The sequence below is a fragment of the Pseudomonas sp. SR18 genome (genome assembly GCF_023701505.1).
Lineage (GTDB): Bacteria > Pseudomonadota > Gammaproteobacteria > Pseudomonadales > Pseudomonadaceae > Aquipseudomonas > Aquipseudomonas cyclaminis.
The window spans coordinates 12,468-31,581 of record NZ_JAMQAU010000013.1 but is presented as its reverse complement, the minus strand read 5'-3'; the positions used below and the strand labels follow the sequence as shown (position 1 = coordinate 31,581).

At 61.7% G+C, this 19,114-nt stretch carries 17 protein-coding genes; 6 read left to right on the top strand and 11 right to left on the bottom strand.

Annotated elements, in window-relative coordinates; genetic code table 11:
- The first annotated feature begins 134 nt into the window (after positions 1 to 134).
- The 5 genes from NDJ82_RS18840 to NDJ82_RS18820 all read left to right on the top strand — a co-directional run bounded on the left by NDJ82_RS18840 (position 135) and on the right by NDJ82_RS18820 (position 5,140).
- Positions 135 to 2,294, top strand: a complete 2,160-nt coding sequence (locus NDJ82_RS18840; RefSeq protein ID WP_250926065.1) for a PA5441 family protein — start codon at positions 135 to 137, stop codon at positions 2,292 to 2,294.
- A complete protein-coding gene (locus tag NDJ82_RS18835; protein WP_191960373.1) occupies positions 2,291 to 2,995 on the top strand; it encodes a DUF3142 domain-containing protein in 705 nt (234 codons plus the stop codon). Before NDJ82_RS18840 ends, NDJ82_RS18835 begins: the two co-directional genes overlap by 4 nt.
- A gap of 80 nt (positions 2,996 to 3,075) precedes the next feature.
- Positions 3,076 to 3,771: a hypothetical protein gene (locus tag NDJ82_RS18830; protein ID WP_099584314.1), complete on the top strand. Its 696-nt coding sequence runs from the start codon at positions 3,076 to 3,078 to the stop codon at positions 3,769 to 3,771.
- 14 nt (positions 3,772 to 3,785) lie between these two features.
- Positions 3,786 to 4,472: a hypothetical protein gene (locus NDJ82_RS18825; protein WP_099584445.1), complete on the top strand. Its 687-nt coding sequence runs from the start codon at positions 3,786 to 3,788 to the stop codon at positions 4,470 to 4,472.
- On the top strand, positions 4,469 to 5,140 hold the full coding sequence (locus NDJ82_RS18820) for a protein phosphatase 2C domain-containing protein (RefSeq protein WP_250926064.1): 672 nt from the start codon (positions 4,469 to 4,471) through the stop codon (positions 5,138 to 5,140). Before NDJ82_RS18825 ends, NDJ82_RS18820 begins: the two co-directional genes overlap by 4 nt.
- Before the next feature lie 5 nt (positions 5,141 to 5,145).
- Here the strand turns inward: NDJ82_RS18820 and NDJ82_RS18815 are convergent, their stop codons facing one another.
- From NDJ82_RS18815 to NDJ82_RS18765, 11 genes are all read right to left on the bottom strand, one after another.
- Positions 5,146 to 7,599 carry a TonB-dependent siderophore receptor gene (locus NDJ82_RS18815; RefSeq protein WP_099584312.1) on the bottom strand — a complete coding sequence of 818 codons (2,454 nt, stop codon included), beginning with the start codon at positions 7,597 to 7,599 and terminating at the stop codon, positions 5,146 to 5,148.
- Positions 7,600 to 7,691: 92 nt separating this feature from the next.
- Positions 7,692 to 8,642, bottom strand: a complete 951-nt coding sequence (locus NDJ82_RS18810) for a FecR domain-containing protein (RefSeq protein WP_250926063.1) — start codon at positions 8,640 to 8,642, stop codon at positions 7,692 to 7,694.
- Entirely contained in the window at positions 8,639 to 9,148 is a 510-nt protein-coding gene (locus NDJ82_RS18805) for a sigma-70 family RNA polymerase sigma factor (protein ID WP_250926062.1), read from the bottom strand. The genes NDJ82_RS18810 and NDJ82_RS18805 overlap by 4 nt, the downstream gene beginning before the upstream one ends.
- Before the next feature lie 73 nt (positions 9,149 to 9,221).
- Positions 9,222 to 10,667, bottom strand: coding sequence for an efflux transporter outer membrane subunit (locus NDJ82_RS18800; protein WP_250926061.1), 1,446 nt, complete (start codon positions 10,665 to 10,667; stop codon positions 9,222 to 9,224).
- On the bottom strand, positions 10,664 to 11,722 hold the full coding sequence (locus tag NDJ82_RS18795) for an HlyD family secretion protein (protein WP_099584308.1): 1,059 nt from the start codon (positions 11,720 to 11,722) through the stop codon (positions 10,664 to 10,666). The genes NDJ82_RS18800 and NDJ82_RS18795 overlap by 4 nt, the downstream gene beginning before the upstream one ends.
- Before the next feature lie 15 nt (positions 11,723 to 11,737).
- On the bottom strand, positions 11,738 to 13,273 hold the full coding sequence (locus NDJ82_RS18790) for an MFS transporter (RefSeq protein WP_250926060.1): 1,536 nt from the start codon (positions 13,271 to 13,273) through the stop codon (positions 11,738 to 11,740).
- A 151-nt stretch (positions 13,274 to 13,424) separates the two neighbouring features.
- The gene (locus NDJ82_RS18785; protein WP_250926059.1) at positions 13,425 to 14,345 is read right to left on the bottom strand and encodes a LysR family transcriptional regulator; all 921 of its coding nucleotides are present in this window, start codon (positions 14,343 to 14,345) and stop codon (positions 13,425 to 13,427) included.
- A gap of 60 nt (positions 14,346 to 14,405) precedes the next feature.
- Positions 14,406 to 15,254 carry an ABC transporter permease gene (locus tag NDJ82_RS18780; RefSeq protein WP_099584306.1) on the bottom strand — a complete coding sequence of 283 codons (849 nt, stop codon included), beginning with the start codon at positions 15,252 to 15,254 and terminating at the stop codon, positions 14,406 to 14,408.
- Between the two features lie 11 nt (positions 15,255 to 15,265).
- Entirely contained in the window at positions 15,266 to 16,117 is an 852-nt protein-coding gene (locus NDJ82_RS18775) for an ABC transporter ATP-binding protein (RefSeq protein WP_099584305.1), read from the bottom strand.
- Between the two features lies 1 nt (position 16,118).
- Positions 16,119 to 17,144, bottom strand: a complete 1,026-nt coding sequence (locus NDJ82_RS18770) for an ABC transporter substrate-binding protein (RefSeq protein ID WP_112192882.1) — start codon at positions 17,142 to 17,144, stop codon at positions 16,119 to 16,121.
- 14 nt (positions 17,145 to 17,158) lie between these two features.
- Complete coding sequence (locus tag NDJ82_RS18765) at positions 17,159 to 18,052, bottom strand: TauD/TfdA dioxygenase family protein (RefSeq protein WP_191947098.1); 894 nt, start codon at positions 18,050 to 18,052, stop codon at positions 17,159 to 17,161.
- Positions 18,053 to 18,318: 266 nt separating this feature from the next.
- On the opposite strand from NDJ82_RS18765, the gene NDJ82_RS18760 reads away from it, so the two are divergent.
- On the top strand, positions 18,319 to 19,017 hold the full coding sequence (locus tag NDJ82_RS18760) for a GntR family transcriptional regulator (RefSeq protein ID WP_250926058.1): 699 nt from the start codon (positions 18,319 to 18,321) through the stop codon (positions 19,015 to 19,017).
- The last annotated feature ends 97 nt before the right edge of the window (positions 19,018 to 19,114 follow it).

Below are 19,114 nucleotides of genomic sequence, written 5' to 3'. Positions count from 1 at the left end.
AGTCTAGGGCAGCGAGGTTAAATTGCCACCACCCAAAGCGGACAAATCTGTGATTTGTGTAGGCCTTCACCATAGCCAACATCGGATCAGGCTACTATTGGCGCCCTCCAAGGACCCAGGATCAAGGACACGTCATGCGCATCGGTTTTCTGTCACCCCTGGCACTGGCCCTGCTGGCCGGTATTTCCCTACCGGCCCAGGCCAGTTCCGATGACTCGTGCTACCCGGATTGGCGGGTGTCGCGTGACCGCCTCGACGCCTGCAGCAACCTTCCCTTTCTCAACCCAGGCAACGACAGTCGGGTCAACCTGCGCCTGCTGCTGGCTGACAAAAAAGCCGAACCGCTGACGCCGAAGGCTTTGACCGAAGACGATCTGAGCCAGGGTTTCGGCCCGGTGCCGTTTCCGGTGTATCGCCTCGCTGCCGCTTCCAGCGCAGAAACTGAAGCCGATTCGGACGACTCGTCCACCGCCGAGCTCGACACCCTGCTGACCTCTCTGGGCATTAAGCGAAACGAGTACACGACTGCCGGCGAGGCCTACCTCGAAGGCGAGGGCAGCCGCTGTCGCAGCAACGACGATGACAGCGCCACTGCGTTTATCAGCCAGGTGGTGCAAGCCGACATGCCAACCGCAGAACGCCAGCTGCTGGCGAAGGCCCGGTTGGAACTGCTCATCACCTGCACCTGGGACGGCCCGGTGATCGCCGAACCGATCGAGTCATCCAATGGCCGCATGCTGCGCACGTATCTGCAAGCGGCCGCCGACTTTTACAGCGGACGTTTCAGCGAGGCCGAGCGCGGTTTTGCCGCCGCCAGCGGCAGCGAACTGCCCTGGTTGAAGGAAACCGCGCAGTACATGAGCGCCCGCACCTTGCTGAACCAGGCGCAGGCCGAAGCATTCGACGAATACGGGATGCCGCAGCTTGCGCGTGTGGACAAGTCTGCACTGGGCCAGGCCAAAGATGGCTTTGTTGGCTATCTGGAGACTTATCCACAGGGTCGTTACGTTGCCTCCGCCCGAGGCCTGCTGCGCCGCGTGTACTGGCTGGCGGACGACAACATCCAGCTCGCCGACGCGTATGCCTGGGCGATGACACAGGCGTCGGATGCACAGCGCAATGTATCGGTGGATGAACTGATCGAAGAGGCCGACCTCAAGCTGTTGATGGTCAACAGCGAGACGGTCACGACGCCGATGATCCAGTTGGTCAGCGACCTGATGGTGATGCGCGGCGGTGATCAGCCGGCGCTCTCCCGAACAGACCTGGAGAAACAGAAAGTCGCTTTTGCCAGCGCCCCCGAGCTGTACGACTACTTGCTGGCCGTGAGTGCCCTGTACATCGAGCATCAACCGGACACCGCCTTGAAGCACTTGCCTCAGGACATTCCGTCGAACCTGAATTACTTCGCCTTCAGCCAGCAGACCCTGCGCGGCTTGGCGCTGGAAGACAAACAGGACTGGAAAGGCGCCGAAGCCCTGTGGCTGAAACTGCTCGACCAGGCCAAATTGCCGCTGCAACGCGACCAACTGGAACTGGCCCTGGCGATGAACTACGAGCGCAGCGGCCAACTGGCCAAGGTGTTCGCCAGCGACTCGCCGATCAGCGCCAAGCCGGTGCGTTACATCCTGCTGCGCAACGTCGCCGGGCCTGAGTTGCTGCGCCAACAGATCGCCCAGGCCAGCGACCCGCTGGAGCGCCAGACCGCGCAGTTCGTGCTGCTTTATAAAGACCTGCTGCGCAGCCAGTACGCCACGTTCGCCGAGGACCTCAAGCAACTGCCGGCTTCGCCCCCAGAAGACAAATTGGGCACCAGCCTTGGCTACGTCTATAGCGGCGGCCAGAGCTTGAAGCTGTTCCAGTGGAACGGCGACAAGGCCGAATCCGGCTATGCCTGCCCGAGCATCGCGCAGACCGCTGCGACCTTGCAGACCGATGCGAAAAACCCACAAGCGCTGAACTGCTTCGGCGAATTCATCCTGCGTAACGGCCTGGACGGCATGCCGTTGGAACAGGCCCGCGCCGCCGGCAGCCTGGGCAGCACCGCGTCGGACTTCAAGGGCGAAACCTTCTCGCGCCTCGACGGTTACAAGCAGGTGATCGCCGATGCCAAGGCGCCAAAGAACGACAAGGCCTACGCGCTGTTCCGCGCCATCAACTGCTACGCGCCGGCCGGCTATAACAGCTGCGGCGGCCAGGACGTTGAACCGGCGGTGCGCAAAGCCTGGTTCCGCCAACTCAAGTCCGGCTTTGGCGACACCCAGTGGGGCAAATCCCTGCAGTACTACTGGTGAAATACCTGTGGCTAGGCTTGCTGCTGCTGGCAAGCCCGGCCTTCGCGGCCGTCGACGCTCGCGACTATGACGCCTTCTGGCTGTGGAGCGGCGTCACGCCCCAGCCGGTACTCAAACAGGCCAAGACCCTGTACATCCTCCAGGGCCAGATCAACTCAACCCGCCGCGCGCCCCAACGCGGCGTGCAATTTATCGCCCAGGGCATCAGCGTGCCGCGCATCACCCAAGGCGAAGTCTGGGTGGTCTACCGCGCCCACACCCTGCACTGGCCGGAACGCGTCTACACCCAACTGCTCGGCCAGGTGCAACGCTGGCGCGACGCGGGCAACCCGGTGGTCGGCATCCAGATCGACTTCGACGCCCGCACCCAATACCTGCACGAATACGCCGCTTTCCTGCGCGACCTGCGCCAGCGCCTGCCCGCCGACCTACGCCTGAGCATCACCGGCCTGATGGACTGGAGCAGCAACGCAGACCCAGCCGCCATCGCCCAGCTCAAGGGCGTGGTGGATGAAGTGGTGGTGCAAACGTATCAAGGCCGCCACAGCATCCCGGATTACGCGGCGTATTTGCCACGTATGAATCGGCTGGGGCTTCCGTTCAAGGTCGGATTGATCCAGGGTGGGGAATGGGAGGAACCGGGGTATTTGCCGGGGAGTGAATGGTTTCGGGGGTATGTGGTGTTTTTGCAGAATCGCTGATCATCCTTGACATCGGTATTGAAGCCGTGCAAGAAAGTGTCCTCTGTCCGCGGACAGAGGACACTTAAGTTTGGAGCCCCATGAAAAGTCAAGACGTACTTATCTTGTTCAAACTCATAAGCCTGGAATTGCAGGCCAGGGGGGAGCGCGTGAAAAAACGCGAGTTCTCCGTGATGCAAGATTCGGAAGGGGCGGTCATCTCGACCATCAAGCAATTTTTTGAAAATGAAAACGACATACAAGCCGTTCAGCTTTCTGATCTCGAAGACTGGCGCGGCTGGGACGAGAGCGAGCCTGCCGAACAGGACAATCAACAAAGCTACTCTGTAAGAGCCCTCGCATCGGCATTGGGGCTGAGCAAGACAGAGGTATCTTCATCTTTAAGCCGATGCCGCGAAATTGGGTTGGTGTTTACGGACAATAACGACGGTTCGCCTCTCGTCAGAAAAAAAGCACTGCTTGATCTCGTCACTTACAGCATTCGTTATATTTTTCCGGTGAAGCCAGGCCCCATCGTTCGGGGCATTCCGACCGCCTTCGCGGCCCCCATCCTGGCGGGAAAGGTCATCAGCGGCGGCGAATTCATCCCCGTTTGGCCGGACGCCTACGGCAAAAGCAAAGGCCAGGAAATCACGCCCTTGTACAAGACGGTGCCGGGAGCGGTAAAAAAAGATGAGCTTCTTTACCATTTCCTGGCCCTCGTTGATGCCATCCGCATAGGAGGCCCCCGCGAAGCCAAAGTAGCCGACGCCATGCTGAGGGAGTGGATTCTGTGAACTCCGCCCGGGAAATGATGCTGCAAATGCTTGAGGAAGTCGCCGACGCGCTGGGGGCCGAGCTGCGGCGGCAAGTGGCTTTTGTGGGTGGATGCACGACAGTCCTGCTGATCACCGACGAATACACTCAGGAGTCCATTCGTGGCACCGATGACGTGGACTTGGTCATCCACCTGACAAGCACCGCAGCCTGGTACCGACTGGAGGAAACTCTCAAGATCAAGGGATTCAAAAACACAGGCCAGGATACGGTTACATGCCGCTTGCGCTTGGGTGAACTGAAAGTCGACTTCATGCCCACCGATGAGAAAGTACTGGGTTTCTCTAATACTTGGTTTGTCGGTGGACTGGAACATGCCATTGATTACGCGTTGCCCAATGGCACCCGCATCAAAGTCTTTGCCGCCCCCTGGTTTCTCGCCGCAAAACTGCAGGCGTATCAAGGAAGAGGTAACGGCGACGTCCTGATGTCCAACGACATTGAAGACATCATTGCTTTACTTGACGGCCGGGAGGAACTGACAGCAGAAGTAAAACAAGCCCCTGTCGACCTGCGACGCTTCGTGAGCGATCAACTGTCGGCGCTGCTCAAGTTGACGGCGTTTCAAGACGTAATCCAAAGCACAGCCCAAGACCCCGATCGCGAGGCCTTGATTTACAGCCGTCTCGCTGCATTGATTGATGCAGGAGCGAGCGTTTGACCCTGCGCCTGAGACTTAGCCGCAAAGGTACTCATAGAGCAGAAAACCGTGACTTCAGCGGCTGGGTGCACAATGCTGGCGCCCAGCTCTATGTCATCGCCGATGGGACGGCTAAACCCGGAAGCGGTCAACTGGCGAAAGCCATGATTCAACATGTGCTCGGTGCGTTCGCCCACGCACAGCCAACTGAAGTACGTTCGCTCGATGAGGCGCTGAAGCTGACGCTCACTTCATTCAACGACGTGCACTCAAACCTGTGCCCCGACTTCCCATTCGCTTCCGCCAGCTACCTTGCCTTGCTGGTTCTTGGCCAAACCGCAATCACCATTCATGCTGGCGATTGCTGCCTGGGGCATCTGGAAAAAAATCAGCCCGTGAACTGGCTCAGTTCGCCACACTGCGGCCCCAACTGGAAAGGCGATCTGGGCCACGCGCTCATTGCCAACAGCCCGGCCCGTAAACAACTGCTCAACTGCATGAGTCATCGCAGGAGCCACGAGCCCCGCGTTCAATCGTTGCCAGTAACCCCGGATACATTATGGGTTCTGGCAACAGACGGTTTCTGGGCAGAGCTCTCACCCGAAAGCCAATTAGCCGTCATTGCGGCGCAATCTCTCCACGCCCACCCGACTGAAGACGATGTGACCTGTTTGCTGATACACACCTGAAAGGCTCACCAGTCGTAGGTCAAACTCGACACCACTGTGCGCCCTTCCCCGTAGTAACAATCCAAATCACTGGTGCATTGCGACACATAGGTCTTGTTGGTGAGGTTTTGCACGTTCATCGCCAGCTTCACGCCCTTGAGTTTCAGCGGCGAACTGCCCAGGTCGTAGCTCAGGCTGGCGTCATAGACACTGTAGGACGGCACGGTGAAAGCGCCTGCGTAATAGTCACCCAGGCTCTGACGGGCATAGCGCACGCCCAGGCCTGCGCCGAGGCCAGCCAAAGGGGTGTCGCCGAGCACGGTGTAGTTGACCCACATCGAGGCGGTGAGCGGTGAGATGCCGGCCGGGTGGCGACCTTCGCGGCCGTCGTTGTCCTTGGTGTATTTGACGTCGTTGCGCGAGGCCGAGGCCACCACGTCCCATGCATCGCTGAGGGAGGCCTTGGCTTCCAGCTCGACACCCCGCGAACGCATCGCGCCACTTTGGGTGCTGTAGGTGGTATCTACCGGGTTGGTGGTGAGCACGTTTTCCTGGTCCAGTTGGTAGACCGAGACCTGTACGAAACTCTTCTGGCCGGGCGGTTGGTACTTCACGCCCACTTCGTATTGGTTGCCGGTGGACGGCTCGAACGGTTTTTTATCGATACTGGTGCCGGCCAGCGGCAGGAACGATTCGGTGTAGCTGACGAAGGGCGCCACACCGTTATCGAACAGGTAAACCAACCCGGCACGACCGGTGAAGGCCTGGTCCTTGCTGGCGAAGCGGCTGTCCTGAATCGGTTCCTTGTTCACCACATTGGCCCAGTCGTAACGACCGCCGAGCACAAACGCCCATTTATCCAGTTTGATCTGGTCCTGCACGTACAGGCCGGTCTGGGTAATGGTGCGGTCCCAGCGATAGGGCTGGCCGAAGTTCATACGCTGACCGTAGACCGGCTTGAACAGGTCGATGATCGGCGGATTTCGGTCGTACAGGCCGAGGAACTGGGAGTTGGAGTGGTAGTAATCCAGGCCGACGATCAGGGTGTGGTCCAGCACGCCGGTAGCGAATTCGGCCTGGGCGATGCTGTCCACGCCGAACACTTTGTTGGTTTGCGACCAGTCCACGCCGAAGCGTTGCAGGTAGCGCTGATCCTGCACGCCGGTGGCCGGGTTGGCGACGAAGCGGTAGCCGTGCAGCGGCGCGGTGTAGCGATCGTCGACCTCGGCGTAGCGCGCATTTTGCTTGAGGGTCCAGGTGTCGTTGAGGCGATGGGAAAGCTCGTAGCCCAGCACGTACTGCTCGCGGTTGTACTGGTTGACGCCCGGCTCACCGATAAACAGATCGCGCTTGATCTTGCCGTTGGGGTTGGCCCAGAGGGTGCCGGACGCCGGCAGGCCTTGGGCTTCGGGCACGCCTTTGTCTTTCTGGTACTGGGCGAAGACGGTCAGGCGGGTGTCGTCGTTGGGCTGCCAGGTGAGGCTGGGGGCGATGAACTGGCGTTTGTTTTCGACGTAGTTGATTTCGTCCTGCCCATCATTGGCCAGGCCGGTCAGGCGGTAGAGAAATTGCCCCTGCTCATCCAACGGACCACTGAGGTCGATGGCGGCACTTTTGTGTTCGTACGTACCCGCTTCCAGCACCAACTGATGCACGGGGGTTTCGCTGGGCCGCTTGCTCACCATGTTGACGATACCGCCCGGCTGGTTCTGCCCGTACAGCACCGACGCCGGGCCCTTGAGCACTTCGATACGCTCCAGGGAGTAGGGTTCGATCTGCAATGCGCCGCCGGTGCTGCCGCCGCCGTAAGGCAGGTGCAAACCGTCGAGGTACAGCGGCGTGGGCGAGAAACCCCGCGAGGTGGGTTCGTCAAACAATTTGACCCGGTCAGCGAAGCCGCCGGCGCTCATGCCAGGGGTGTAGAGCAGCGCCTGGGTCACGCTCTGGGCGCCACGGGCCTTGATCTCTGTGGCGGTGATCACGTTGATCGTCTGCGGGATTTCCACCAGTGCCGAATCAGTCTTGCTGCCGGACGCACTGCGCTTGGCGACAATCCCGTCCACCGGGCCCCAGGCGCTTTCCTGCTCCTGCTGACCATTGATCTGCGTGGCGCCCAACTGCAACGGGCCGCCCGCAGAACTCGCCTGCAACGACCAACTGCCCTGGGATTGCACGGCGACCAAACCGCTGCCTGCCAGCAACTGCTCCAACCCCACCCCTACCGCATAACGGCCCTGCAGACCCGCCGTGCGCTTGCCTTCGGTGAGCGTGGCGTCGACCGACAGCAAAATGCCCGACGCGCTGGCAAAGCGATTCAGTGCCTGGTCGAGGCTACCCGCCGGAATGTTATAGGCGTGCTGCGCTTCGGCGCTTTCTTGCGCTTGAACAAAGCTCGGCGCCACAGGCACCGTCGCCAAAAGGCTGACAAACAAGCCACGGCGCAGCGCGCGGGCCAAGGGTTGGACTGGGTGGTGCGGCATTGCAGGACTCCCCGTGAGATCGCTTCTTGATTGGCTTTCAAGAGGTATCCCGAGCGGGCAGCCGAAACCGACAAGCAGTGATGAAAATATTTTCAGACCCGCGCCTTGATCGTCACCCAGTAGCGCGTCACCGCCTGCACCTGCACCGGCAGTGAGCGCTCTAGGGCCGCGAGGATCGCGTCGGTGTTATCCAGCGGAAATACGCCGGTGAGCAACAGCCCCGCCACCGCCTGATCACAGCGCAGCAGCCCAGGCCGATAGCGACTCAATTGCGCGACAAACTCGCCCAGCGGCTGGCGCTCGGCGATCAGGCGATGCTCGGTCCAACTGCTGGTATTGGCACTCAACCCAGGCAACGCGCAGCTTTGGCCCGCGTTGAACCACAGGCTCTCACCGGCCTGCATCTGCACGGCGGTGCCGTGCAACGGGCTGACCCGCACGCGGCCTTCGTAAAGGTCGACGCGACTGCCGTCGGGCAACTCGCGCACGGCAAAACGGGTGCCCAACGCTTGCACATCACCGGCTGGGGTTTCGACGATCAGCGGGCGGGAAGGGTCCTGGCCGCTGGTCAACAGGATCTCGCCACGCACCAGACGGACACGCCGTTCGCTAGCACTGAAGCGCAGGTCCACGGCGCTGTCGCTGTTAAGGTCCAGGCGCGTGCCGTCACTGAGGGTGACGTGGCGGATCTCGCCCGTGCGCGTGCGGTACTCGGCAAACGCCGCTTGCCAGGGTTCGCTGCGCTGCACCAGAACCCCGCTGCCACTGGCCGCCAACAGCAAGCCGAGCAGCTTGAGCGCGGCGCGGCGCTGGGTGTCCGGGGTGTCGCGCAACACCGCTCGAGCACTGTGAGTGGGTACGCCGCCGAGGGTGTGCTGCAACTGCTGCAAGCGCTGCCAGGCACGCCGGTGCTCCGGGTCTGCGGCCTGCCACTGGGCAAACGCCTGGCGTTGATCGCCTTGCAACTCCCCCCCCCATTGCAGCATCAACCACTCACTGGCTTGCTCGACGATGGCCGGCGCGATAGGCGCGTCGTGTTTCATTCTTCGTAGACCACCTGATAGCAGGCGACGATGGCACGGGTCATGTACTTCTGCACCGAACTGACAGAAACGCCCAGACGCTCGGCGATCTGCGTGTAGCTCAGCCCTTCGAACTGCGACAACATGAAGGCACGGCGCACGTTGTCGGGCATGCGGTCGAGCATGGCGTCGATCTGCATCAAGGTTTCGAGGATCAGCGCACGGGTCTCCAGGGACGGAGATACAGGCTCGGGCAGGTGCGCGATGCTTTCCAGGTAGGCGCGCTCAATGCGCAGCCGTCGCCAATGATCGATCACCAGGTTACGTGCGATTTGCGCCAGGTAGCTGCGGCTTTCCTTGTCGCCGGGGAAGCGACCGGACACCAGCAGACGCAGGAACGTGTCCTGAGCCACGTCCGCCGCATGCTCACGGTCACCCAGGCGCTTGCGCAACCAGCCTTGCAGCCAACCGTGGTGGTCGCGGTACAGGAGGTGAAGCTGTTGCTGGCCGTCAGTCGCGATGCACATGAAACGCTCAGATAAGTTATTGAGAGCAATTATCATTACATCTTATTTCGCGACTGACAAAACTCTTTATTGCTCAGCGCTCGGCGGTGTGCAGCGGATACACCGACTCCCAGCCCCCACCCAACGCCTTGTACAACCCGACCATGGCCAACGACACGCCGGTAGAACTCTCCACCCACTGCTCCTGCGTCGCCAGCAATGCGCTCTGCACGGTGAGCACGTTGACGAAGTCCGCTACGCCTTCCACGTACTGATGCTGCGCGGTTGTCAGGGCGATCTGGTTCTGGCGCACGGCTTCGGCGAGGCTGTCGCGGCGCAGTTGGCTGGCGTTGTAGCGGGTTAGTTGGTCGTCGATTTCATGCCAGGCGCGCAGCACGGTTTGCTGGTAGGCCAGGGCCGCTTCCTGTTGCTGGGCTTCGCGCAGATTCACCATGCCTTGCAAGCGCCCGCCATTGAACAGCGGCAGGCTGAACTGAGGGCCGAAGGCGAAGGCTCGTGAGCCCCAGGAGCCAAGATCCGACAGCTGCATGGCCTGGGAGCCGAGGCTGCCGGACAGGGTGATACGCGGGTAGAAATCACCTTTGGCCACACCGATGTTGGCGGTGGCCGCGTGCAAACGGGCTTCGGCCTGACGGATATCCGGGCGGCGTTCGGCAAGCTGCGACGGCAGGCCGATGGCAACTTGGCGCTGGGTCTGCGGTACGGCGGCGTCCTTGGACAACTGCGCGTGCAGGGCTTGTGGCGGCTCGCCCATCAGCAGGCTCAGGGCGTTGATCAGCTGATCCTGGCGTTGCTGCAAATCCGGCAAGCGCGCTTCGATGGCGGCGACTTGGGCAGCGGCTTCGGCCACGTCCAGATCAGTCGCTACACCGTCGGCCAGGCGCAGTTGCGAGAGCTTGAGGCTGTGGCGCGCAACGTCGAGGTTTTGCTCGGTGACGGCACGGGTGTTTTGCACGCCGCGCAGTTGGATATAGTCCTGGGCGGTCTCGGCCAGCACCGACAACAGCACGGCGCGACGGTCGTTTTCGGCGACTTGCAGGGTGGCGTCGGCAGCTTCGGTTTCGCGTTTGACGCGGCCCCAGAAGTCCAGCTCCCAGGACGCGGAGAAGCCCGCGTCCCACTGGTTGAAGGCGGAACGCCCGTTTTCGCCGGATGGGTCGCTCAAGCCTTTGCCGCTGTTGCGTTTGCGCTGGTAAGCACCTGAGGCTTCGACATTGGGATAGCGCACGGCGGTCGTCACTTGGCGCACGGCGCGGCTTTGTTCCAGGCGGCTGCTGGCCAGTTTCAGGTCGAGGTTATCGGTGAGGGCGCGGCGCGTGAGGGCCGAGAGTTGTGCGTCGTGGAACACGTCCCACCAGCGCTCCTGGAGTGGGTCGCTGATGGCGCGGCTGTCGGCTTGGCGGCCTTGGGGCTCGTTCCATTGCGCCACTTGAGGGCTTTGCGGGCGCTGGAAATCCGGGCCGACGGTGCAGGCGCTCAGGCTGATCAGACTCAGGGTGAGCCAGGCAAGGCGTTTCATTGCTGCGCCACCTCACGTTGAACGGCAACAGGTTGGGTGTCGACGCTCGCCTCCACGGACATACCGACGCGCAGGCGCTCGGTCAGCGGCTGGTTGGGTTCCAGCACAATTTTGACCGGAATGCGCTGCACCACCTTGGTGAAGTTGCCCGTGGCGTTGTCCGGTTTGACCGAGGCGAAGGTCACCCCAGTCGCCGGGGCGAGGCTCTCCAGATGACCGTTGAGCAACTCGCCGTCGAGGCTGTCGACCCGCACCTGCACGGCTTGGCCGGCATGCATGTGAGAGAGCTGAGTTTCCTGGAAGTTGGCCACCACGTAAGCCTCGGCCAACGGCACCACGGCGAGGATCTTGCTGCCCGGCGTCACATAGGCGCCGACGCGCACCGCGCGCTCGCCGACCATGCCATCGACCGGCGCCACGATGCGCGTGTAGGACAGCTGATAGCTGGCCATTTCCAGCGCGGCCTGGGCGCGCTTGAGCCCGCCTTCGGCGGCATCGCGCTGGGCGGTGAGAATCTCCACCTGCTTGCGCTCGGCTGCCAGCACTGCTGTGGCATTGGCCAGGCGTGCGGTGGCCTGGTCGATGCGGGTCTTGGCTTGCTGGGCGTTTTGCACCGTGCCGGCGCCCACGCCGGCGAGGTGGTTGTAGCGGTTCAGTTCGTGTTCGGCGAAGGCCACTTCGGCGCGGTCCGCGGCGACGGTGGCCTGGGCTTGGGCGATCACCGAGCTTTGCCGTTCCAGGGTCGCGGTGGCGTTTTTCAGTTGAGCCTGGGCGACCAAGGTGTCGGCATCAGCGGCCTGGGCGGCGGCGCGAAAATCTCGGTCGTCGATCAGCGCCAGCAGTTGTCCGGCCTTGACCCGCTGGTTGTCCTCCACCAGCACTTCCTTGATAAAACCCGCCACGCGCGGAGCGACCAAGGTGAAGTCAGCGGCGACGAACGCGTCGTTGGTGCTTTGGTGCTTACTGCCCAACAAGCCAGGCGCGACCAGGTACACCAGCACACCGACGGCAAATATGGTGATGACGGAGACGGCCACTTTGTCTTTGCGTTTCATGAAAATTCCTTTTGGCTAGGTCGGTGCGCGAGGCGGAAAGATCCGCGTGGGCATCCAGAAAATCAGCAGGATCAACGCCACGGCAACGCCGCCCATGACGTAATAAAGATCCGAAGACGTGAGCACTACGGCCTGCTCGTGCAACCGATGGGCAAGGCCCGGCGCGTTGCCGTCGGCCAGGGGCGAATTGCCCAGGCGGTCCACCAGCATGGTCGAGTGAAAGTGCAGGCGCTGGGTGGTCAACGTGTCCAACACGCCGGTGGCAACCACGGCGGAAAGGCCTTTGACGGTGTTGAACCAGGCCGAGGCGAACGGGCCGTCCTGTGGCTGAATGCTGCCGGTGGACAGCATCAGCAGCGGCAACACAGCCATGGGCTGTCCGAAGATTTGCAGCAGGTACAGGCCGTAGAAATCGTCGCGAATCCATTCCGAGGTGAGGTGTGCGCTGCCGATGCAGCACAGCACCAGCATGCTCAGGCCGATCCCCAGCACCCAGCGGCAATCGACCCAGCGCAGGTTGCACAGTGCAGCCACCAGCGGCAGCGCGATCAACTGCGGCAGTGCCATCAGCAGCATCACCGGCGCGGTTTGCAGCGGTCGATAGCCTTGGACCTGGGCGAGGAAACTCGACGGGATGATGATCACCGAGGTCAGCACCATCAGCACGCCCGCCAGTACGATCAGGGCAAACGACAAATTGCGCAGACCGAGCATCTGCAACTTGAAAAACGGCATCGGGTGCGACCACTCATTGAGCATGAACAGCACCAGCAACACGCTGCCGCCACTCAGCAAACAGGTGATCAGGCCCGACTCGAACCAGTCCAGGCGATTGCCTTGCAGGATGCCGATCACCAGCATGCAGATCGCCGGGAAGCCCAGCAGCAGGCCGCGCCAGTTGAACTGCTTGAAGCGCTCCAGGCGCAGCGGGTCCTGGGGCAAGCCGTAGGCCACGGCGGCCATCGCCAGCAGGCACGGCGCGACGATCTGCCAGAACGCCCACTGCCAGCCGACGTATTCGGTCCACAGCGCCGCCAGTGGTGTGCCGAGGCTCGGGCCGAAGGTGGCGGTGAGTGCATAGCCGGCCAAGCCATACAGCTTGACGTTGGCCGGCAGGAAACGCAGCGCCACGGTCATCAGCATCGGCGGCAACGCGCCACCGGCCAGGCCTTGCACGGTGCGCAGCAGCAATAGGCTATCGTAGTTCGGTGCGAACGGGCACAGGATGCCAAGCACGGTGAACAGGCCAATGGCGCACAGGGTGAAACGGCGCAGGGAAAACGTCACCGCGCACCAGGGCGCAAAGGCCATCGCCGCGACCGAGGTGGCGGTGTAGGCCGCGACCAGCCAGGTGCCTTCGTCAAACCCGATGTACAGCGCACCGCGGATATCGGCGAGGGCCACCTTGGTGACCATCTCGTTGAGGCCGGACACCAGCACCGCCAGCAACACCCCGACCAGGCCGATGATGATGCGCGCGCCGAACACGGGCGGGGTGAGGGCGCTGGGTTTGGCTGCGGCCGCGAGGGTGGGGGCAGCGAGGGAAGTCATGAACAGGTAACTCGGAATGGTAAATACCCGAGCAGTTTAATCAGGCAAAACCATGACAAAAAGTTACTTATCGGCAGCTTATAAGTGCGCCAGGCGCAATCCTTGATTTACTACAGAACCCTCCCACATTTGCCCTGTGTACGCTTGAGATTCAGGTCGGTTGGGCTTCCAGCCACGTGGCGTGGCAGCTCTCGCGCATGGTTTCGCGCAGCCATTTGTGCGCCGGGTCCTTGTCGAAACGCGGGTGCCAGGATTGGGCCAACACCAGAGTCGGCAAGGAGATCGGCAGCGGGAAGGCGCGCAGGGGCAGCTTCAGGCGGTTGGCGCTGTAGAGCGCTTCCTTGGGCACCGGCAGGATCAGGTCGGAGTCGGGCAGCATGAACATCGCGCCGTGAAACCCTGGGGCGATCATCGCCACGCGGCGCTCCAGGCCCTGGGCATTCAGCGCGGTATCGATCGGCCCCCGGGCGATGCCGCGCCGCGAGATGCTGATATGGGAGTAGCCGGCGAAACGTGCCGCGGTGATCTCCTCGTCGAACAACGGGTGGTCCTGCCGCGCCAGGCCGACGAAGGTGGTGGAGAACAGGTTCTGCACCTTGACCTCAGGGCTTGCCGGCTGGGTGTTGCTCACGCGCAAATCCAGGCGCCCTTCGCGCAGGGCTTCGTCGTCGGTGTCGCCTTCGGGCACGAAACACAGCTCGCACAATGGCGCCACGCGCTCCATGGTGTCGAACAGACGACCGCCATACACACCGATGAAAAAGTCATTGGCGCGCACGCTGAAGCGGCGGCGCAGGGTGCTCAGGTCTACCTGGTCAGCCGAGCGAAACAGCAGCGCGGCCTGCTCCACCACGTTGCGCACCTGGCCCTGTAACTGCAATGCCTTGGGCGTTGGCACCAGGCCGCGCCCGGCACGCACCAGGATCGGGTCGCCCACAGCTTCGCGAATGCGTGTGAGGGTGCGGCTCATGGCCGCCGGGCTGAGGTTCATCCGCCGGGCGGCGCCGACCACACTGCCCTCGTCGAGCAAGGCGTCGAGGGCGACCAGCAGGTTCATGTCCGGTAGTTGCATGCCAAGCACTCATGATCAGAGGGGAGTGAACTGGGCGCAATCGTAGCAGGGATAGGTGGATCAGCGCTGCATGCCCCAACGCTTCACGGTGAGCCGCTCGAAGGTGTCAAACACCAGGTTCTCCACCAGCAGGCCGATCAGGATCACCACCGCTAACCCGGCAAACACCTTGTCGGTGTACAGCTCGTTGCGGTTCTGGAAGATGTACCAACCCAGCCCGCCCTTGCCGCTGGTGGCGCCGAACACCAACTCGGCGGCGATCAGCGTGCGCCAGGCAAATGCCCAGCCGATTTTCAGGCCGGCGAGGATCGACGGCAGCGCGGCCGGGATCAGGATAAACAGCACAAAGCGCATGCCCTTCAGACCATAGTTGCGACCGGCCATGCGCAGCGTCTCGGACACGCCGAGAAACCCTGAATAGGTGTTGAGCGCCAGCGCCCACAACACCGAATGCACCAGCACGAAAATCAGGCTGTTCTGGCCCAGGCCGAACCACAGCAGCGCCAGCGGCAATAACGCAATGGCTGGCAGCGGGTTGAACATCGAGGTCAGGGTGCTCAACAGGTCGCGGCCCAATTGGGTCGACACGGCCAAGGTGGTCAGGGCAAACGCCAGCACAATGCCGATCAGGTAACCCTTGATCAGCACCACCAGCGAGATGCTCACCTTGCTCAGCAATTCGCCGCTGAGCAGGCCGTCGTACAACGCGGCGGACGTCTGCAGAAAGCTCGGCAGCAGCAGGTCGTTGTTCTGGTAGCGCGCCACGGCTTCCCAGAGGATCGCGAGCACAATCAGGATCAGGCCCTTGCGCAGCCAGCCTTGTTGCCACAGGCGTTGGCGCAGGGGCAATTCGCGCTCCACGGGGACACTGAGCAGCGGTTCGAGGGTGACTTCATATTCCTGGCGCATGGGTTGCCCTCTTAGTAAGCGATGCGGATGTCGGCGAAACCCAACTCGGGTTCCGCGGCGCTGGTTTCATCGAACAGCAAGCGATGAATCCGTCGCGCCGACGCCTGGAAGTCCACACCGCCCAGACTGTGCAGGTCGTATTGATGGCTGTGGATTTCTGCGCGTACGCGCCCCGGATGGGGGGACAGCAACAGGATGCGATTACCCACCACCAGTGCTTCTTCGATGGAGTGGGTGACGAACAACAGGGTGAAGCGCACCTCTGCCCAGAGCAGCAGCAATTCTTCCTGCATCTTGCGCCGGGTGAGGGCATCGAGGGCGGCGAAGGGCTCGTCCATCAACAGGATTTTCGGCTGCATGGCCAGGGCACGGGCGATGGCCACGCGGGCCTTCATGCCGCCGGATAATGTGTGGGGGTAGGCGTCGGCGAAGGCACTCAGGCCGACTTTGTCGAGATAGTGCAGGGCGCGTTCTTCAGCTTCGCGGCGCTTGAGGGTCTTGGACGCCAGCAGCGGGAACATTACGTTTTGCTTGACGGTTTTCCACGGTGGCAGTTGGTCGAATTCCTGAAACACCACGATGCGGTCCGGGCCCGGTTGCTCGACCTTTTGCCCCAGCAAACGAATCTCGCCCTCGCAAGGTTTGATAAACCCGGCGATGGACTTGAGCAAGGTGGATTTGCCGCAGCCCGAAGGGCCGAGCAGCACGTAGCGGTCAGCCGGGTCGATCTCGAAACTGACCTGATGGGTGGCCCGCACCACGCGCTCGGGGGTGCGGTATTCGAGGCTGACGTTATCCACCGCCAGCAACGGCTCGGCGGTGTGCAGGTTGCTGGCCGTGTGGCCTTGCAGGGGCGCGTTCATCTCAGCTTCCTTGCAGGGGCTTGGCGTCCTGGAAGAAGTAGTCCTTCCACGATTCAGGCTTGTTTTTGATGGCGCCGACGCGGTAGAGGAATTCCGCCAGCGGGTAAGTATTTTTCGGCGTGACGCTGAATTCGAACTGCGGGTTGTCGATGATCTTGAGCAGCTCGGCGCGGTCGATCTTAGCCTTGGTCACGCGGATGTAGGTGTCGGCGGCGGCGCCTTTGTCGTTCTGGGCAAATTGTGCGGCTTCGGTCAATGCCTCGACGAACGCCTTGTAGGTTTTCGGGTTGTCATTGCGGAATTTCTCGGTGGCGAACAACACCGTCGGTGAGTTGGGGCCGAGCAGGTCATAGGTGTTCAACACCACATGCACATTGGGGTTGGCCAGGGCCTGATCCTGGAATGGCGGGTTGGAAAAGTGCCCGGTCAGCTCGGTACCGCCAGCGATCAACGCGGCGGTGGCGTCAGGGTGCGGGACGGCGACGGTGTACTTGTCGAGGCGATTGAATTCCTTATCGCCCCACTGCTTGGCGGCGGCATATTGCAGGAAGCGCGACTGCACCGAAACGCCCACCGCAGGCACGGCGATGCGGTCCTGGTCGGTGAAGTCGGCAATGGTCTTGACCTTGGGATTGTTGCTGACCAGGTAGTACGGGAAGTTGCCCAGTGACGCTACGGCCTTGACGTTCTGCTTGCCGTGGGTGCGATCCCAGATGGTCAGCAGTGGGCCGACGCCGGCACCGGCGATGTCGATGGAGCCGGAAAGCAGCGCATCGTTGACTGCCGCGCCACCGGAGAGTTGGGTCCAGTCGACCTTGATGTCGATACCTTCCTGCTTGCCGTATTTCTCGATGAGATTCTGGTCGCGCACTACATTGAGCAGCAGGTAAACGATGCCGAATTGTTCGGCGATGCGGATCTCTCCTTCCGCCTGGGCAACCGCCGGGGCTACCAGGCTGCCGGCCAGCAGGCTGATACCCAGCCCAACGGTGGCGGCCAATCGTGCAAATGGAATGTTCCTGGACATGATCATGCTCCGAATCAGAAAGGCGCGTCGCCCTGGATGGTGGTGCGAAACAGCTTGCGGCGCAGATGGCTCGGGCAACCGGCGGCGAGGTGGATCAACGAGCGGTTGTCCCAGAACACCAGGTCGTGGGGCTGCCATTGGTGGCGATAGATGTTCTGCGCCAGCACGCTGTGGGCGTAGAGCTGGGTGAGCAGGTCGCGGCTTTCGTCTTCGGGCAGGCCGACGATGCGGGTGGTGAAGCCTTCACTGACGAACAGCGCCTTGCGACCGTTTTCCGGGTGAGTGCGCACAATCGGGTGCACCACTTCTGCGACCTGCGCCAACTGCTCGGGGGTGAGCGTGGGGCGCCAGTTGCCTTCGAATTTGGTCTCGCTGTAGCGCGCGGTATAGGAATGTGCGGCGCTGCGGCCAGCGACCGCTTTGCGCAGATGCTCGGGCAGTTGGTCCCAGGCTTTGTGCATGTCGGCGAATAAGGTGTCGCCGCCTTCGCAGGGCAGCTCCTGGGCATGCAGCATCGAGCCAAGGCTCGGCAGTTCTTTATAAGACAGGTCCGAATGCCAGAATTTTCCCGCGTCGCCCAGGCCGATGGATTGGCCGTTTTCGATGATGTTGGAGACGATCAGGATTTCCGGGTGGTTGGCCAGCAGGAACTGTTTGAGCACGTGGATCTGCAACACGCCAAAGCGACGGCTGAAGGCAATCTGTTGTTCGGGGGTGATACGTTGGTCGCGAAAGACCACTACATGGTGATCCAGGTGCGCACGGTGGATACGGGCGAAATCCTGGTCATTGACTGGCCGGGACAGGTCCAGGCCAATAACCTCGGCGCCGACGCTGCCGGGCAGCGGGCGAATCTCGAACGTTTGGGCGGTAGGGATCGCTGTTGGAACAGTAGAGGTGGCAGACATGAGTTCACTCCCGGTCAGACAGGAGAGTGACTTTATAGATATAAGAACGGCAATTTAAATACCGTTAGAGAATATCTATATGCGGGAATGTCGCAGCATGCCAATGCCGTGTAAGACCCCGCAAGACCCAGACGTGGGCCGTCTGAACAGCATGTTGAAACGCTTACAAGCCGAAACCGTGGCCGTTTGACAAGCCTATGGGCAGCCTCTAGTGTGCATTGGATCCAATTAGCCACCACTTTTCCAATAAGGAGGATAGCGTAACCGTGACGCAGAAGCCGAACCCTTTGAACAGCATCAAGATCAGCGGGCCTATTCCCGCCCATCTTGCTCGCTCCGTGATTGAAGAAACCCTGCGCAATGCCATCCTCGACGGCCGATTGCCCTGCGGGACCGCCATGCGCCAGCAAGAGCTGGCCAGCCTGTTCGGGGTCAGCCGCATGCCGGTGCGTGAAGCCTTGCGCCAGCTGGAGGCGCAGTCACTGTTGCATGTAGTCACCCACAAAGGCGCCGTGGTTGCACCGCTGATCGAAGACAATTCAGCTGAGACCTATGAGCTGCGTATGTTGCTGGAGTCTGAGGCGCTGCGCCTGTCGATTCCCTTGCTGACCGAAGCTGATATCGCCGAGGCAGACACCTTGATCTGTGCCTTGGAACAGGAAAAAGACTACGCCGAGATTGGTCGCCTTAATCGCCTGTTTCACATGACGCTGTATGGCAAGGCGCCCAACCAGCGACTACTCAAATTGGTAGAGCACGGGCTGAATGAGGAAGAGCGCTTCCTGCGTTTCAACCTTGAAGCAATGGGGCTGGGGGAGACATCCCAGGAAGATCACCGTGAACTGCTGAACCTCGTGGCGCACAAACACGTCGCTGAAAGCATCCTGACGTTACGCAATCACTTGATGCGCGGGATGGAGGTGATCACCACCTACCTGAATGGCCTGGAAGCCGACGCCAGGTAAGTCATTCAGCAGAACCTCGCTCTCCCGCCTTGCCCATCAAGAGCTGCGGGTCACTGCCCATTGGACAGAGGCCCGCACTGAAGAAACTTCCGACTTC

Bases quoted from the DNA above. Each gene is read 5' to 3' on its own strand.
- NDJ82_RS18790 (WP_250926060.1), bottom strand. From the start codon at position 13,273: ATGACTTCCCTCGCTGCCCCCACCCTCGCGGCCGCAGCCAAACCCAGC.
- NDJ82_RS18810 (WP_250926063.1), bottom strand. From the start codon at position 8,642: ATGAAACACGACGCGCCTATCGCGCCGGCCATCGTCGAGCAAGCCAGT.
- NDJ82_RS18775 (WP_099584305.1), bottom strand. From the start codon at position 16,117: ATGAACGCGCCCCTGCAAGGCCACACGGCCAGCAACCTGCACACCGCC.
- NDJ82_RS18815 (WP_099584312.1), bottom strand. From the start codon at position 7,599: ATGCCGCACCACCCAGTCCAACCCTTGGCCCGCGCGCTGCGCCGTGGC.
- NDJ82_RS18805 (WP_250926062.1), bottom strand. From the start codon at position 9,148: ATGTGCATCGCGACTGACGGCCAGCAACAGCTTCACCTCCTGTACCGC.
- NDJ82_RS18765 (WP_191947098.1), bottom strand. From the start codon at position 18,052: ATGTCTGCCACCTCTACTGTTCCAACAGCGATCCCTACCGCCCAAACG.
- NDJ82_RS18770 (WP_112192882.1), bottom strand. From the start codon at position 17,144: ATGTCCAGGAACATTCCATTTGCACGATTGGCCGCCACCGTTGGGCTG.
- NDJ82_RS18840 (WP_250926065.1), top strand. From the start codon at position 135: ATGCGCATCGGTTTTCTGTCACCCCTGGCACTGGCCCTGCTGGCCGGT.
- NDJ82_RS18825 (WP_099584445.1), top strand. From the start codon at position 3,786: ATGATGCTGCAAATGCTTGAGGAAGTCGCCGACGCGCTGGGGGCCGAG.
- NDJ82_RS18780 (WP_099584306.1), bottom strand. From the start codon at position 15,254: ATGCGCCAGGAATATGAAGTCACCCTCGAACCGCTGCTCAGTGTCCCC.
- NDJ82_RS18800 (WP_250926061.1), bottom strand. From the start codon at position 10,667: ATGAAACGCCTTGCCTGGCTCACCCTGAGTCTGATCAGCCTGAGCGCC.
- NDJ82_RS18795 (WP_099584308.1), bottom strand. From the start codon at position 11,722: ATGAAACGCAAAGACAAAGTGGCCGTCTCCGTCATCACCATATTTGCC.
- NDJ82_RS18785 (WP_250926059.1), bottom strand. From the start codon at position 14,345: ATGCAACTACCGGACATGAACCTGCTGGTCGCCCTCGACGCCTTGCTC.
- NDJ82_RS18830 (WP_099584314.1), top strand. From the start codon at position 3,076: ATGAAAAGTCAAGACGTACTTATCTTGTTCAAACTCATAAGCCTGGAA.